A 14,350-nucleotide genomic window follows, 5' to 3' on the forward strand; every position below is an offset into this window, starting at 1 on the left:
CAGGATCGATCGTTGCCTTGTCCCGGCTTGATAGGGGATCAACAATGCGTAACCCATCCAGACAGGTCCGCGTCGACAGGCAGGGACCACGAACAGAGAAAATCCCCCATGAAAATCGCGGTCTTGCCGGGCGACGGCATCGGCACTGAAATCGTCGCTGAAGCCATCAAGGTGCTGCATGCCCTGGAGCTGAACTTCGAAACCGAATTCGCCCTGGTTGGCGGCGTCGCCTACGCGGCGCACGGCCATCCTCTGCCGCAAACCACACTTAAGCTGGCCAAAGAGGCCGACGCCGTGCTGTTCGGCGCGGTGGGCGACTGGCGATACGACCAGTTGGATCGCCCGCTACGTCCCGAGCAGGCGATCCTCGGACTGCGCAAGCACCTGGGGCTGTTCGCCAATCTCCGGCCCGCGATCTGCTTCGAGCAACTGGCGGACGCTTCAAGCCTCAAGCCGGATCTGATCTCCGGTCTCGACATACTGATCATTCGCGACGCGACCGGCGACGTCTATTTCGGGCAACCTCGTGGACGCCGCACCGCGATGGACGGCCATTTCCCCGGCACGGAGGAAGGCTTCGACACCATGCGCTACTCGCGCCCCGAAGTCGAGCGCATTGCGCACGTCGCCTTCCAGTCCGCCCGACAGCGCGCCGGACGCGTCACCAGCGTCGACAAGGCCAACGTGCTGGAAACCTCCCAGTTCTGGCGGGACATCATGACCGAGGTCGGCAAACACTACCCCGATGTGGAACTGGATCACATGTACATCGACAATGCGGCGATGCAACTGGTCAAGGCGCCCAAAAATTTCGACGTGATCGTTACCGGCAATCTGTTCGGCGATATTCTCAGCGACGAAGCCGCCACGCTCACGGGCTCCATCGGCATGTTGCCGTCGGCCAGCCTGAGTGCAAGTCACCGGGGTCTCTACGAACCCAGTCACGGCAGCGCGCCGGATATCGCGGGCAAGGGCATCGCGAATCCGTTGGCGACGATCCTCTCCGCCGCCATGATGTTGCGCTTCTCGCTGAAACAGAACGCCGCCGCCAACCGCATTGAATCCGCAGTCAGGGACGTGCTTGCATCGGGATTACGTACGGCCGATATCTATTCCGAAGGCACACAGCGGGTCGGCACGAGCGAGATGGGCGATGCAGTCGTGGCAGCTATCGCGAGAAGCGCTTGAACCGACTAATGTCGTCGCGCTATCGAACAGCATTGCACGCGGCATCTCAATGCGACGAAACAAACTTTGCCTCTGGAAAAGCGGGAGGCAGCGCAAAGCTCTGGCGAAGATGTTTCGTCTCCGCGGCAGGCGTTCGGCCAAAGAGTCGCTTGAACTCGCGATTGAATTGAGAGGCGCTGGTATAGCCGACTGCATGACATGCCGCCTCCGCGGTCATATCCTGGCGCACCATGAGCAAACGGGCCTGATGTAAGCGGGTGGACTTCACGTACTGCATCGGCGAGGTCGACGTGACGGTTTTAAAGTGGCTGTGAAACGTCGCGACGCTCATCCCGGCCTGGCTTGCCAGTCTAGGCAGATCGAGCGGCTCGGCATAGGTCGCGTGGATACGTTCCAGCGCCCGGCCGATCTTGCCGAATTGCCCTTGCATCGACAAAGCCGTACGCATTGCGCTGCCTTGTGCGCCGGTGAGAACCCGGAAATACAATTCACGCATCAGTGCCGGCCCTAGGATGGCCGCGTCGAGCGGCTGGCTCATTGCCTCCAGAAAACGCAGTACAGAGGCTCGCATGGCCGCATCCATCGGGCTCGACATCATGGGCTGCGGCACCTCGCCCGACGGCGGCAAACCATGGCGGTCGATCTGAATCATGAGTTCGGCCGCCACCTGAAAATCCAGATGCAGGTAGAGAGCCAGCAACGGAGACTCGGGCGTTGCGTCGGTCTCCATGGTGAAGGGAACCGGGACCGCCACGGCGAGATAGTGCTGCTCGTCATACACATAGACCTGGTCGCCCAGATATCCCCGCTTTCTACCCTGACACACGATCACGATGCCGGGATCGTAGAGCACCGGCGTGCGAGATAGCGCCCGGTCCGAACGCAGAATACGCACATCGCGCAACGCGGTCAGGTTGTAGCCTTCCTGCGGAGCCAGCGCGGTCAGCAACGCCACCGTGCGGCGCTGCTCATGTGCGCCCGCAGCGGAAACCGCTCGTTTGACGCTTTCCTTGCAAACCGCTTGGCTCATAGAAATAGGCAATAAAGACAGAGGATCCGGGCTGATTTTCATGGGAAACCCAGAATAACATGCAACTCTCAACCCAGCTCCGGAGTGTTGCCATGTCATCGAATAGAACCATCTTTATCACTGGCGTCAGTAGCGGCTTCGGCCGCGCATTGGCCGAAGAAGCGCTCGCCGCGGGCTATCGAGTCGTCGGTACGGTACGAAGCGAGCAGGCGAAACAAAGCTTCGAATCGCTCGACCCGGCGAACGCATTCGGTCGGGTGCTCGACGTTACCGACTTCGATTCCATCGAAGAGGTCGTCAGCGAAATCGAGGCAAACGTGGGTCCGCTGGACGTGCTGGTGAACAACGCCGGTTACGGGCACGAGGGCGTGATGGAAGAGTCGTCGCTTGACGACATGCGTCGCCAGTTCGACGTGAACGTGTTCGGCGCTGTCGCCGTCATGAAGAGCGTGTTGCCGTACATGCGCGAACGCAGACGCGGACATATTCTCAACATCACATCGATGGGCGGCTTTATCACCATGCCGGGCATCGCCTACTACTGCGGCAGCAAATTCGCCTTGGAGGGCATCTCCGAAGTCCTCGGCAAAGAGGTCAAGCCGTTCGGCATTCGTGTGACCGCAGTAGCGCCGGGTTCTTTTCGCACGGCGTGGGCGGGTCGTTCGATGGTTCGAACACCGCGTTCGATTCCCGACTACGATGCGCTGTTCGACCCGATCAGAAAAGGACGCGAAGAGAAAAGCGGCAAACAACTCGGGGATCCCGTGAAAGCCGCGCGCGCCATGTTGTCCGTTATCGAAAGCGATGCGCCGCCAGCGCATCTTCTGCTGGGCAGTGATGCGCTTGGTCTGGTTCGGGAAAAGCTCTCGTTGCTTGGCGCGGAATTTGATGCGTGGGAAGGGGTTACCCGCTCGACGGATGGGTCAAGCTGACGCGGATCAAAGGGCACGTAACGCCAGGGCGATCAGTGATACGTCGTCGACGACGACTGAAGCTTCGTCAACTCGCCGCCCACGAACCGGAACCAGCCTTGCGATCCTTGCATAACGACTTCGTCGCCTTGCCAGAACACGCGCTTAACCGTCATGCGCCGGCCCGAGCGCTGCACGAGCGGCGGACGGCGTCGAAAATCGTACAGCACCGGACCGGCATCGGTTTGCACGAGCATGCGGGTGACCGTGTCGTTTGCGTTGCCGGTAGCGTCGAAATGGGCGAGCGTGTTCGCGTCGAAACGATCGAACGTTTTCTGGTCGAGCATGACGACGACGTCCCGGTCATTGCGCACGAATTGCAGTTCGCCTGAGGCTGTCGCGATTGGGCCGGCGTCGCTGCTTTGCGCATGGGCGCACGTCGCGAACGACAGGGTTGCGAGCACCGCGAAGAGCCATCGCTTCCCGTCGCGTTTGATAAGTTGGCTGATCACAAGTCCTTCCCGCTTTGGTCTTCGAGTTTCATCGAGTTTCACTAACGCCTGCAATTCAGCAGTCTAATGTGAAATGAAGCCGATATTGAACAAAGAAGTCGTTCTGCGATGTCGATCTAACCCGATCTCGAACGTCGAACAGGTAGGCGCCGGGTTGGCTATCCGGCATGCAATGAGACGTCCAACCAGGGAGAAAACACCATGCCCCCTCCACTGCTTCCCGTTATCACCGTCTTTGAACGGTCACCCGATCGCGGCAAGGGACTGGCGCGTGACATGCGTGTTCGCTGGGCGCTGGAAGAAGCGGGCCAGGCTTACGAGGTTCGTCTGGTTTCGTTCAGTGCGATGAAGGAACCCGTGCATCGGGCGCTGCATCCTTTTGGACAGATCCCGACCTATGAGGAAGGCGCGCTTGTTCTGTTCGAGTCGGGGGCGATCGTGCTGCATATCGCGGAGTGCCACGCGGGCCTGCTACCTGACGATGCTCATGCCAGACCACGCGCCATCACATGGCTATTCGCCGCGCTCAACACAGTCGAGCCGCCGATCCTCGATCTCCAGACCATCAGGTTCCAGGAGCGCGACAAGCCCTGGTACGAGCAGCGCCTGCCCATGGTCGAGGATCGCATCCGTGGCCGGCTTGGCGAGCTTTCCGAGCGCCTTGGCAACGCCGATTGGCTCGATGGCGCATTCAGCGCGGGAGACCTCATGATGGTGTCGGTGTTACTCAGGTTGAGAGCATCGGGTCTGCTGGACGACTATCCGAACCTCGCCGCCTATGTCGCTCGCGGCGAGGCGCGGCCCGCGTACAAGCGCGCTTTCGCGGCTCAATTGGCGGTGTTCACAAGCCAGTCGTCCACCGGTTGATGACGATCAGCTTTCCGCTCATCGGGTCATTCATTACGTGGACGTTCCCTGCCCGCTTCGACCCGCTGACACAGACGAAGCTCGCGCATTGATCATCCAGCAGGCAGCGGTGTAGCGAACTTCAGCACCGTGTACATAGGGCTCAAAAGCCGTGCGAACCGACTCGATGACCTGCGTGCGCGTCCGCTCATTCATCTCTCCCTGAAGCATCATGCCGAGAGGGCCGAGCCGACTGAAGTAGCCGACCAATTCCCGCTCGGGCAGCGTGCAGGCTATATCGATCGGCTGGATATCTACGTCCACCCAACCGCTCGCTTCGAGGAGAAAAGCAACCCGCTGCCGATCCGCAAAAGAGAACTGCCCCGGCGCGTTGGGTCGGCGCGCGGGCAAGTCGGGCAACAGAGAAGCAGCGGCGCGCTCGGCGGTCGTCATGAACGGATTGTCCACCGCACTGCGCCAGGCGATGCAATGCAATTCGGCGCCGTCCCTGCCCGCCCGTGCCAGATTCGCGAAGGCCGACACCGGGTCGTCGAAAAACATGACGCCGAAGCGCGACAGGATCCTGTCGAAACTTGCCGGCTCGAAGGCATGCATCTGCGCATCGGCACAGATGAAACTCGCCGTCGAATGCGCCCGTTCGGCACACCCTTGAGCAACGGCGATCATCGGCGCCGAAACATCGACCCCGATGCAGTGGCCTTTCATGCCAAGCCGTCGTGCCGTCGCCAGCGTCGTACTGCCCGTGCCGCACCCGACGTCGAGCACCCGAAGCTCGGCGCCGACGCCCATCATGTCGACAAGCAGGTCTTCGAACGGCTGGAACATTTGATCGAGTACCGCCTGCGCGGCGATCCATGCGCGCCCGGAACTACCATTCCAAAGCGCCGTCTGTGCGTGGCCGGTGTGCTGTGTGTTGCCCATGATCGTTGTCCTTGGCTTGTCGCGGGGAGCGGAAGCTAAACTATGCAAGTTCAAGTCGACTTGAGGTCAAGCGATGATCAGGCTAGATATCGGCGAGGTGGTGCAGCGCTCCGGCGTTCCCGCGTCGACGTTGCGGTTCTATGAGGAAAAGGGGCTGATTACATCGAACGGTCGCAGAGGATTGCGCCGTCTCTTCGATCCCGGCGTGCTGGACCGGCTCGCATTGATCGCGCTGGGACGCGCCGCGAGTTTCTCGCTCGACGACATCGCGGCGATGTTCGCGCCGGAGGGAGCGCCGAACATCGATCGTCAGATGCTCGCGGCCAAAGCCGAGGAACTGGACCAGACGATCCGCACACTGAGCATCATGCGCGACGGACTACGACACGCCGCTGCGTGCCCTGCACCGAGCCATATGGAGTGCCCCAAGTTTCGCCGGATACTTCGTGCTGTGGCGTCCGGGGCTACGGGCGCGCGAACCAGGAAAGCCCCTCGGCAAACGTAGCGCTCTACCCAGGCGTGTTGACTGTCGACTATCCGGCTCGACCGCTTCTCTGCGCATCAGCGCAGACTAGCGTTTTCGCGCACAAAACCCGCAGTCTGTTGGCGTAAATGCGGAGAACCCAAGCGCGATGAACGCCAAACGCAGCCGTTCGGTAAGCGATACCCCGTAGACCTCCAGGATCGAATAACCCGGCTCGTAAGCATGACAATTGTGGTGGTCATCGACAGAATCAAGAATTGCGTCGCACCAGCTTTCTCGATCTGCCCCATATTGAATGAACGTGGTCACGCCGCCTCCCCCATTGAGACCGGGCGGGTTCGGTGACGATCTCCAGACTTGCTCGGCAACGGCAATATTCGCAGGAGTAGCCACCACCCATGCGTGTCGCACTCTGGCGACCACCTCTTGAATACGTGGGCCGAAATGGGGATCCAGGATCAACGCAACCGTGTCGTTCGTCGGCATTCCTTCCTCCTGTTTAGACCCAGGTTCGAGCCTGATGTGTAGACTCTGAAACAGGACACGAACTTCATCACATCGCCATGACCAACACGATTCGCCGAATTACAGGCAATATCGCCGAACTCCGCTATCAATCCGCGAGTGAACTTCCTCCAGGAGCAGCAGGCTTCACCCAGTCTCTGCGCCGCTATGCGCCCATCCTCGCCGCGCTTTCAGGCAATGGCGGAATTGCCGTTTCCGCGCAGGGGCAGAATATGGACGTGGATGATGCGGTCAGGAAAGAGCGTATTAAAAGCGAGAATCTCAAACGGCAAGGGAAAGAAGATCGCACAACGCAGGGACCCTTCCTGGTTACTATCAAAGTGCACGATACAGACTATAGCGGCTGGCTTTCCGGAATTTGCATATCCGAGGGTGATGACGCGACGCTGATAGTCGATCAAGCCAACTCACTGCTCGGCGTCATCAACCAGAAGGATCGATGTTTTACCCTATCCGGCGGTTACTATCAGGGATTCGGGTACTTCCTGAAACAGGCCAGGCTGTCTTACAAGATATTCCTGCTGTTCATGTCGCCGGCACTGGTTCTTGTTGCGGGCTTTGCACTGTTCGACCATGACAGTACCTTACGGAACTTCGCAATCACGCTAGGTATCGCCATACCTAGCGTGCTGGGAACAGCGGCATTTCTCGTTCTACTCATGCTTCGCTCGGAAATCATTCCATCATGGCGAGGCACGCGCGTTCTGTCGGCGCTAGGAATTCAAGACCCCTCAAACCTGAGCTTGCTCGACGACAGCAGATTTACCACGCCAGAGTATGGCAACCCCGACTATCGATATACCAGTGAGAGCTATCGAGGATTCATTTACTACTACCAGTTGGACGCACTAAATTCTCCTGGCTAAATTCGAACTTTTATAACGATCCCATCGCAGTCGGCCAACCATTTCCAACGGAACGGCGACTTCTCTACTGGTCATTCACAGATGGTGCGGCAGCGGTCTTTCCCCCCGCTGCAAACGGCCCTTTGTAGACCAGATCGTTGCCGAATGCATAAAGTTGGCACCCGACTCCGCCTCTTTCCTCGCAGGCCTTTGTCGCTTTTGCTTGCGCGTCCTTCCCGATCGCGAATCCATAGTGGCCATTCGACGCGATCACGAATGCCCGTCCACTGCGCGGGTCCGCGCGAACAAACATCTTCATGCCGTCGCCAATAGCGGCATTGAAATCCTGACACGTAACGATGTCGATCGTTATCGAGTACGACGGATGCCCCCTGATGTCTGTCAAGGTATCGGCCTGTCCAATCCAGGCCCAGCGAGTCGAAATCGCGAGCGACAGAACCACCGATATTGCCATCGCCAGCAGAACGCTGAACCCAGCTGGAACCCGTCTTCATCCGTCGTTGCGCGCTTTTTGAGCGCGCTCGTCTCGCCAACTACCCGAACGTCGGCTCCAGAAACCGCTCGATCCAGACTGCCAAACGGTCGGCCGCAAAACTGGCATTGCGTGTGCCGGCACGGCAGACAATCGCGTCACCCTCACGCACAAACTGCAACGCGCCACCAGCCTCTTCCAGCCACAGCAGACCAGCCAGCCACGCCGCGTGCTCGGCCGATACGACCTGCCCCACCGGCCGCGTGAGGAACTCGTTCAGCGTGGTCGGCGAAGTCCAGATCAGCGCGTCGCCACCGCCGCGTACCGTGGCGCCGAGGACTTCAGCGAACACCTGCAACGCATCCGCCGCGCTGCGCCCCGCATGCTGCGTACGCAGCTCCACCAGACGCAGGCTGACCGCGTGGCCGAAGCTGCCGCCGCACTCGCTCTCGGCACGCACCAGGTCGGCGTAGTCCATACGCTGCCAGTCCGGCTCTGCATTGCGCGTACCGGCCAGTTCGGTGCCGGCCAGGTAGGTTTCCATCGGCTGGAAGCGGCCCGGACCGATCAGGCTGGCGCACAGCGTATGCACGATGCCGATGCGGGTGGCCAGGGTCTGCGTCTGCAGCACGCTCAGCTTCTCGCGCACGAGCTGGTCGCGCTCCTTGCGCAGCCCCGCCAGCTCCAGCGCCTGCTTCATCTCCATACGCAGCGCCGTGATGTCCCACGGCTTCTTGATATAGCGATGGATTTGCCCCTGATTCACGGCCTCGACGGTCTGGTCCAGCTCCGAATAGGCCGTCGTCAGAATCCGCACGATGTGCGGATAGCGCTCGCGCGCATAGCGCAGCAGTTCGTTGCCGTGTTCGCCCGGCATGCGCTGGTCGGACACCAGCACGGCCAGGCTGTCGGCGTGGGCGTCCAGCATGGCCTTGCCGTCCTCCACGGAGGCGCCCGTCACGACCGGCGCGATCGCGCCGATGGCGCGCTCGAAGTATTTGACCGCGGTGGCTTCGTCATCAACGAACAGAATCGCCGGGGGCGGTGTCTGGTTGGCAATCGTATTGCTCATTGGTAACTCCTGTGGATTCGATCCTTGAAATTTTGGAATGCCAGCGTCACGGTCGTGCCGGCGCTGGACGCGGATGCGATCCTGATACTCCCGCCAAAGGACTGCATAACGCGGTTGCAGAAAATCATGTGGATGCCTATGCCGATGCCTGTACCGCTAACGCCGGCGTTCGTGATAACGGGGTCGACCCGCAGGCGCGGTATCACTTCGGGCGCAACGCCGAAGCCGCTGTCGCTGCTGCCAGCATCTCGCGGACCGTACTCAGGCCTAGCGGCTTCTCCAGGACTCGAAACACCTCGCCAGCACTGTCCGCTTCCAGTAGCGCGTCCTTATCCGCGTAGGCTGTCACAAGGATCCGCACGATATGCGGATACGCCTGCGACACCTGTCGCAACAGGTCGCCGCCGTGCCGGCCCGGCATGCGAAAGTCGGTCACGAGGATCGCCACCCGTGCCCCTTCGCGGCTCAGGATCGACAGGGCTTCGTCCGCGTCGCTCGCGAGCAGCACCTCATAGTCGCTGCCGGCCGCGCGCGCGAAGTACTTGCGAGCCAATTCCTCGTCATCGGCATAGACGACAATCTGCCGTGCTTGCTGAGTCTCGCTCATGTCGGCATCACTCGGCACGCGGCAGATCGAAGTTGAACGCCGTCCACTTGCCCAACTCGCTTTCCGCAAACAGTGTGCCGCCGTGCCGCTCCACCACCGCATAGCTGATGGACAGACCAAGGCCGAGGCCCTGGCCGACTTCGCGGGTCGTGAAGAATGGCTCAAACACCCGCGCCAGATTCTCCGCGGCGATCCCCGGCCCGTTGTCGCGCACCTTCAGGTGCAACCGCTCGTCTTGCCATTGCGCCTCGACATGAACCTGCGGCGATACGGTGCCGGCCTTGTGCATAGCCAGCGCGGCATTCGAGAACAGGTTGATGAGCACGCCGATCACTGCGGCTTCGTCGCCCAGCACCAGGGTGTCGAGGGGCAGCTCGCGCGTAATCGTCACGCCGCGCAACTCATGCGCGCTCAGCCGGATCGACGAATCGAGCGCCTTCTCGAACAGGAACGGCACGTCGTCGGCCGTCGCTCCGGGCTTGCGGTACGCAAAGGTCTTCAGGTCCGACACGATATGCTGGATGCGGTGCATGCCCTGCCGGGCATCCGTCAGGCATTCCTGCAGCGACGGGCTGTCTTTGACCTGCGGTTCTTCCATCGCGACTTCGATCGCCATCAGACAGAAGTTGACCGGGTTGTTGACCTCGTGGAGCAGCCCCGCGGACAACGTACCGATTGCCGCCATCTTCTCCTGCTGCAACAACTGGCCCTTGATCTTCGCGAGACTTTCGTTGGTGCGGGCGAGTTGCTCGTTCTTGTGCGCCACCTCATCCTTGAGCCGGAAAAGCTGGAAGCGGCCCTTCTCGTTGAAGTAGGTGTAAATGGAGCTGGCCAACGCGCAGAAGAAGATCAGGATGAGCTGGAACTGAAACTTGCTTGGGTTGAGTATGCCGCCCGGATGCGCCGTGCAGGCGATGTAATAGAGGCAAACCGTAGCCAGGCCGAACGCGAGCGTCTGCCAGTAGCCGGAGGGAAACAGAATCCCCACCGCGAAGATCGTCAGGCTGAGCCCGGCATAGAACAGCGACTCCTCGCCCTGCGTGAAATAAATCATCCACGAGATCATGGCCTGCGGCAGCAGCAGCCAGAAGAACGTGATCACCTGCACGTGGCGCCGGCCCATCTTCGTGTAAAGCGAGAGCAAGGCCACGCCGATGGCGACGCTGGTCAGCACCCGAACCATCGCAAAGTACTTCTGCTCCGACGGATACACGACATAGTCCAGCGCCACGCCCATCAGCACCAGCAGGATCACGGTCAGACCGCCGGCCTTGCTGCATAGCAAGCGGTAGTCGCGCAACTCTTCACGATAGTTCGAATGCAACTCAACCAGGGATGTTGTCATCTCAGGCCACTTGTTGCTGGCCGACGAGCACCTCGGCAAACACATTCACGCCGGTTACGTCCGTGTACAGACGCGGCTGGCCGCAGTCCTCCGGCATGATTTCGGCCATCTGTGCCTCGTTGCGGTAGATCAGATACCACTCCAGCACGTGCTCCATGCTGAAGCGCTCCGGGTTGTCGGCGTGAACGTTGGTGACCAGCAGGTGGCCGCCGCGCCGGGTGCGGCTGGCGAAATGCTGGTTCAGCCGCGCACAGACCTTGTCCGACAGATAGTCGAACAGGCCGGCGCAATAGACCGCGTCGAACTCCCGGACATCCGGTGCGTCCGCATCCATGCGGCGCTTGAGCAGATGATGAACCGAATCATGCGTAAAGCTGATGGTCATGCGCTTGCCCATTTTCTGCGCGATGGAGCCGAGGCGCTCGCGCGTCCAGTCCAGTGTCTCCTGACTGAAGTCGAGCAGCTCGAACGTCAGCCATTCCGGTTCGTCGTATTCATGGATGAAGCGCTGAATCTCCTGAGCCGGACCGCAGCCCACGTTCAGCACCTTGAACGGCCGCCCCGCGGCGCGCGCTTCATTGGCGAGGCGGGTCAGGTAGTCCACCAGCAGTTCGACGCGATTGCGGTGCGCGCGTGCCACGGCCGTCTGCAGGAAGGCCGCGTTGACGATCTGGAAATACGTGCTCGGGCCCTGGCGCGGATCGTCGAGCATCTGGTTGACCATCTGGTAGTCACCGGCATAGCCCAACGGCTTCGTGAAAGTGCGGAACACGAAGGGCGAGCGCAGCAGCAGCGGATGTAGCGCCGCCTGCGCAAAGGCACGGTGGGCCGGCGCCAGTTCTTCGTCGACCAGGCGCGCCTCGCCTTCGAATTCGTCGAAGTAGGACTTGGTCTTTTCCATCAGCGGCGAGGCGAGTTCGAGGAAGTAGTCCTCGCGCAGGCTTTTGCCTTCTTTCGGCATGGTGTCCGCCAGATCCGCCTGTTCGACCCAGCGCGACATGTCCGAGAGAAACGCACGGATATGGTTGACCGCGATCTGGTACTCGGGTCGAATCTGGAAACGCTCGGCCCAGCCCTGCACGAACCGGCGGGCTTCTTCCCCCACCGTGCGCGCTTCCAGCGTGTTGCCGCTCAGTTCGCGCCACTCGGCGATCAGCGTGACCGAGACAATCGCGGTCAGGCCGGTATTGACCATACTGATCACGACCGCCTTGCCCGAATAGGCGAGTTCAACGCCCATCTTGACCGACAGATCGTTCAGCACCTCACTGACCTGAACGATCGAGTACGGGTTATAGACCTCCATCACCAGGGACTTCCGCTGGAGATTGATGATCGTGCCTCGCACCTGCTCACCTTGCGAGTTGAGGAAGCTCACTACCGGATCGATTTGCGTTTTGGAATACACAGTATGGCGGCCAGGTAAGTACCACAAGAAGTTGGTTTGAAATCTGGTGCCATACCCAGGCCAGTAGGTGGCCCGGTTCAGCGTCGATGGTTCCTCGGTTCAGGTGACGAAGCGTCGCCATCGGTCTTTCAGTTGCCGCCACGGCAGCCCGCTTTTTCCGGGCAACACACCGCTTCCTCCCGAACTGCATCGGCCAGACAAAATATGCATTTGACTTATCCGCGTTACCTCGCAACTGCACGTGCACAAATGGCATCGCGGTTCAACGAGACTCGTTAGCCTGGTGGACCTGACGGCCCGTTTCGGAACAGCACTGACTTTTGCGTCTGCAGCATTCTACTGATAAAAAAGAATGCTGTCGTCTTACTCGCGCAACGAGATTCAATAGCCCGCGCACGCCGATCAGGCGGCAAAGATCACTTGCACTCGCGCTCGCGTTGAATATATGATCCGTATACGTTTCATATATCGAGGAAGATGATGGGCATCGTGAACATTGACGACGATCTGCACGATCAGATGCGCAAGGCAAGCACCGTGTCGTGTCGATCGATCAACGCGCAGGCAGCGTTCTGGATCAGGATCGGCATGTTATGCGAAATGAATCCGACGCAAAGTTTCAACGAGATCGTTGCGAGAGAATTGCGCGCGGCGGGCGTCGTCGAGCCAACCGCCAGGATGGCTGCCGCATGACCAGGCGGCCGGAAGAAATCGCCTTGATGGCGGAGTCAGGCAAGTTGCTGGCGGAAGTGTTTGGGCACCTGGACCAGTTGAATTTGATCGGCATGTCGACCATGCAGATCAATGATCTCGTCGACAGCCTGATCGTGAATGACCTGAACGCGCGCCCTGCAAGCAAAGGGCAATACGACTATGCCTACGCACTGAATTCCTCGCGCAACAGCGTGGTTTGCCACGGCGTTCCCTCCTCGACGGAGGTATTGCAAAGCGGCGATATCGTTAATTTCGACATCACGTTAGAGAAGAACGGCTATATCGCCGACTCGAGCAAAACCTATCTTGTCGGCGAGGTTTCACCACTCGCCAAGCGACTCGTGCAAGTGACTTACGAAGCGATGTGGAACGGAATCAAAGCCGTTCGTCCGGGTGCAAGACTGGGCGATATCGGGCACGCAATCGAGCGCCACGCGCGGCGAAACGGCTATACGGTCGTGAGGGAATATTGCGGACACGGCATCGGGCGTGAGATGCACGAGGAGCCGCAAGTACTGCATTGGGGACAGCCGCGGACGGGTTTGTTGTTGCGCGAAGGCATGGTGTTCACCATCGAACCCATGCTTAACCAGGGACGGCATACCGTTCGAACCGAAGAAGATGGCTGGACGGTCGTCACGTGCGACGGGCAACTGTCGGCGCAATTCGAGCACACCGTCGCCGTGACTCAGAACGGTGTGCGCGTCCTGACGTTGCGTCCCGAGGAAAAGACGCTGAACTGAGGGCGCAGTCCGTACCTTGATATCAGCGTACTAACTGAACCAGTTCTCCAATATGTTCCGCCACGCACCGCTCGCCTCTCGCGGACCAACGCTCGCCCGACATCGTGCCGCTCACCACGCCAATAAAGCTCACGCCGGCAGCCCGCGCCGCGTCGGCATCGACAGGATGGTCGCCCACGTACACCGCCGAAGCGGCTGCCACGCGCAATTGCGTCAATGCCAGCACAAGCGCATCGGGGTGGGGTTTGTGACGCTGCACGTCCTCCGCGCCAACAATCACGTCCACCAACGGGCGCAAGCGGGCGACATCCAGAATCGCTTCGATGCGGTAGCGAAACTTACTCGACACGATTGCCACACCGATGCCCTCGGCGCGCAGCCGTTCAAATAGATCGGGAACTTCCGGATAGATTCGAGTCGATGACACCATCACTTCATCGGCCCGCTCGACGAACAGACGCGCGAATTCATCGGCGCGTTCTGCCTCTCCGTTTCCCGTCAACGTGCGGAACATTGCCTGTAACGGCAGACCAATAACGGAGTGGATCAGCCCGCTCCCGACTTCCGCGAATCCCATTGCTCGTAACGCGTACCGTGTACATTCCACGATCCCGCTGGACGAGTCGGCCAGCGTGAGATCGAAGTCGAACAGGATGGCTTCGACATGTCCAACTGACATTAAGAG

The 14,350-nt window shown here is 60.2% G+C and carries 16 protein-coding genes and 1 pseudogene; 7 read left to right on the forward strand and 10 right to left on the reverse strand.

The features are described from left to right. Positions 1 to 108 precede the first annotated feature (108 nt). On the forward strand, positions 109 to 1,188 hold the full coding sequence (gene leuB / locus FA94_RS28555) for a 3-isopropylmalate dehydrogenase (protein WP_035557656.1): 1,080 nt from the start codon (positions 109 to 111) through the stop codon (positions 1,186 to 1,188). Between the two features lie 46 nt (positions 1,189 to 1,234). On the opposite strand, the gene FA94_RS28560 is transcribed toward leuB, so the two are convergent. Next, complete coding sequence (locus FA94_RS28560) at positions 1,235 to 2,260, reverse strand: AraC family transcriptional regulator (protein ID WP_408305048.1); 1,026 nt, start codon at positions 2,258 to 2,260, stop codon at positions 1,235 to 1,237. Positions 2,261 to 2,310: 50 nt separating this feature from the next. Between FA94_RS28560 and FA94_RS28565 the strand changes: the two genes are divergently transcribed. Beyond that, positions 2,311 to 3,150, forward strand: coding sequence for an oxidoreductase (locus tag FA94_RS28565; RefSeq protein ID WP_035557658.1), 840 nt, complete (start codon positions 2,311 to 2,313; stop codon positions 3,148 to 3,150). A 32-nt stretch (positions 3,151 to 3,182) separates the two neighbouring features. On the opposite strand, the gene FA94_RS28570 is transcribed toward FA94_RS28565, so the two are convergent. Next, entirely contained in the window at positions 3,183 to 3,638 is a 456-nt protein-coding gene (locus FA94_RS28570; RefSeq protein ID WP_408305066.1) for a hypothetical protein, read from the reverse strand. Between the two features lie 204 nt (positions 3,639 to 3,842). Between FA94_RS28570 and FA94_RS28575 the strand changes: the two genes are divergently transcribed. Beyond that, positions 3,843 to 4,508 (forward strand): glutathione S-transferase family protein, encoded by a 666-nt coding sequence (locus FA94_RS28575; RefSeq protein ID WP_035557660.1) that lies wholly within the window; start codon positions 3,843 to 3,845, stop codon positions 4,506 to 4,508. A 33-nt stretch (positions 4,509 to 4,541) separates the two neighbouring features. Here the strand turns inward: FA94_RS28575 and FA94_RS28580 are convergent, their stop codons facing one another. Continuing rightward, positions 4,542 to 5,429: a class I SAM-dependent methyltransferase gene (locus FA94_RS28580; protein ID WP_035557662.1), complete on the reverse strand. Its 888-nt coding sequence runs from the start codon at positions 5,427 to 5,429 to the stop codon at positions 4,542 to 4,544. Between the two features lie 73 nt (positions 5,430 to 5,502). Between FA94_RS28580 and FA94_RS28585 the strand changes: the two genes are divergently transcribed. Beyond that, positions 5,503 to 5,934, forward strand: coding sequence for a helix-turn-helix domain-containing protein (locus FA94_RS28585; protein ID WP_035557664.1), 432 nt, complete (start codon positions 5,503 to 5,505; stop codon positions 5,932 to 5,934). Between the two features lie 66 nt (positions 5,935 to 6,000). Here the strand turns inward: FA94_RS28585 and FA94_RS38860 are convergent, their stop codons facing one another. Beyond that, positions 6,001 to 6,399, reverse strand: a complete 399-nt coding sequence (locus tag FA94_RS38860) for a hypothetical protein (RefSeq protein ID WP_156126729.1) — start codon at positions 6,397 to 6,399, stop codon at positions 6,001 to 6,003. 77 nt (positions 6,400 to 6,476) lie between these two features. Between FA94_RS38860 and FA94_RS28590 the strand changes: the two genes are divergently transcribed. Next, positions 6,477 to 7,304 (forward strand): hypothetical protein, encoded by an 828-nt coding sequence (locus FA94_RS28590; RefSeq protein ID WP_035557667.1) that lies wholly within the window; start codon positions 6,477 to 6,479, stop codon positions 7,302 to 7,304. 64 nt (positions 7,305 to 7,368) lie between these two features. Here FA94_RS28590 and FA94_RS28595 read toward each other — a convergent pair whose 3' ends face one another. From FA94_RS28595 to FA94_RS28620, 5 genes and pseudogenes are all read right to left on the reverse strand, one after another. Then, on the reverse strand, positions 7,369 to 7,746 hold the full coding sequence (locus FA94_RS28595) for a hypothetical protein (protein WP_156126730.1): 378 nt from the start codon (positions 7,744 to 7,746) through the stop codon (positions 7,369 to 7,371). Positions 7,747 to 7,837: 91 nt separating this feature from the next. Continuing rightward, the gene (locus FA94_RS28600) at positions 7,838 to 8,848 is read right to left on the reverse strand and encodes a response regulator (RefSeq protein ID WP_035557671.1); all 1,011 of its coding nucleotides are present in this window, start codon (positions 8,846 to 8,848) and stop codon (positions 7,838 to 7,840) included. A 232-nt stretch (positions 8,849 to 9,080) separates the two neighbouring features. After that, positions 9,081 to 9,455: pseudogene (locus FA94_RS40005) on the reverse strand (response regulator); the annotation flags it as partial. Positions 9,456 to 9,462: 7 nt separating this feature from the next. Next, positions 9,463 to 10,800, reverse strand: a complete 1,338-nt coding sequence (locus FA94_RS28615; protein WP_035557677.1) for a sensor histidine kinase — start codon at positions 10,798 to 10,800, stop codon at positions 9,463 to 9,465. Position 10,801: 1 nt separating this feature from the next. Further along, positions 10,802 to 12,208: a class I SAM-dependent methyltransferase gene (locus FA94_RS28620; RefSeq protein ID WP_035557679.1), complete on the reverse strand. Its 1,407-nt coding sequence runs from the start codon at positions 12,206 to 12,208 to the stop codon at positions 10,802 to 10,804. A 480-nt stretch (positions 12,209 to 12,688) separates the two neighbouring features. On the opposite strand from FA94_RS28620, the gene FA94_RS28625 reads away from it, so the two are divergent. After that, on the forward strand, positions 12,689 to 12,901 hold the full coding sequence (locus tag FA94_RS28625; RefSeq protein ID WP_035557682.1) for a ParD-like family protein: 213 nt from the start codon (positions 12,689 to 12,691) through the stop codon (positions 12,899 to 12,901). Beyond that, positions 12,898 to 13,665 (forward strand): type I methionyl aminopeptidase, encoded by a 768-nt coding sequence (gene map / locus FA94_RS28630; protein ID WP_035557685.1) that lies wholly within the window; start codon positions 12,898 to 12,900, stop codon positions 13,663 to 13,665. Before FA94_RS28625 ends, map begins: the two co-directional genes overlap by 4 nt. Positions 13,666 to 13,687: 22 nt before the next feature. Here the strand turns inward: map and FA94_RS28635 are convergent, their stop codons facing one another. Continuing rightward, complete coding sequence (locus FA94_RS28635) at positions 13,688 to 14,344, reverse strand: HAD family hydrolase (protein ID WP_035557688.1); 657 nt, start codon at positions 14,342 to 14,344, stop codon at positions 13,688 to 13,690. Between the last annotated feature and the right edge of the window lie 6 nt (positions 14,345 to 14,350).

Source organism: Burkholderia sp. 9120, assembly GCF_000745015.1.
Lineage (GTDB): Bacteria > Pseudomonadota > Gammaproteobacteria > Burkholderiales > Burkholderiaceae > Paraburkholderia.

What these genes read in the sequence shown, in the direction of transcription:
- FA94_RS28590 (WP_035557667.1), top strand. Translation starts at nt 6,477, where the DNA reads ATGACCAACACGATTCGCCGAATTACAGGCAATATCGCCGAACTCCGC.
- FA94_RS28580 (WP_035557662.1), bottom strand. Translation starts at nt 5,429, where the DNA reads ATGGGCAACACACAGCACACCGGCCACGCACAGACGGCGCTTTGGAAT.
- FA94_RS28625 (WP_035557682.1), top strand. Translation starts at nt 12,689, where the DNA reads ATGGGCATCGTGAACATTGACGACGATCTGCACGATCAGATGCGCAAG.
- FA94_RS28600 (WP_035557671.1), bottom strand. Translation starts at nt 8,848, where the DNA reads ATGAGCAATACGATTGCCAACCAGACACCGCCCCCGGCGATTCTGTTC.
- FA94_RS28635 (WP_035557688.1), bottom strand. Translation starts at nt 14,344, where the DNA reads ATGTCAGTTGGACATGTCGAAGCCATCCTGTTCGACTTCGATCTCACG.
- FA94_RS28615 (WP_035557677.1), bottom strand. Translation starts at nt 10,800, where the DNA reads ATGACAACATCCCTGGTTGAGTTGCATTCGAACTATCGTGAAGAGTTG.
- FA94_RS28575 (WP_035557660.1), top strand. Translation starts at nt 3,843, where the DNA reads ATGCCCCCTCCACTGCTTCCCGTTATCACCGTCTTTGAACGGTCACCC.
- FA94_RS28585 (WP_035557664.1), top strand. Translation starts at nt 5,503, where the DNA reads ATGATCAGGCTAGATATCGGCGAGGTGGTGCAGCGCTCCGGCGTTCCC.
- FA94_RS28560 (WP_408305048.1), bottom strand. Translation starts at nt 2,260, where the DNA reads ATGAAAATCAGCCCGGATCCTCTGTCTTTATTGCCTATTTCTATGAGC.
- leuB (WP_035557656.1), top strand. Translation starts at nt 109, where the DNA reads ATGAAAATCGCGGTCTTGCCGGGCGACGGCATCGGCACTGAAATCGTC.
- FA94_RS28565 (WP_035557658.1), top strand. Translation starts at nt 2,311, where the DNA reads ATGTCATCGAATAGAACCATCTTTATCACTGGCGTCAGTAGCGGCTTC.
- FA94_RS38860 (WP_156126729.1), bottom strand. Translation starts at nt 6,399, where the DNA reads ATGCCGACGAACGACACGGTTGCGTTGATCCTGGATCCCCATTTCGGC.
- map (WP_035557685.1), top strand. Translation starts at nt 12,898, where the DNA reads ATGACCAGGCGGCCGGAAGAAATCGCCTTGATGGCGGAGTCAGGCAAG.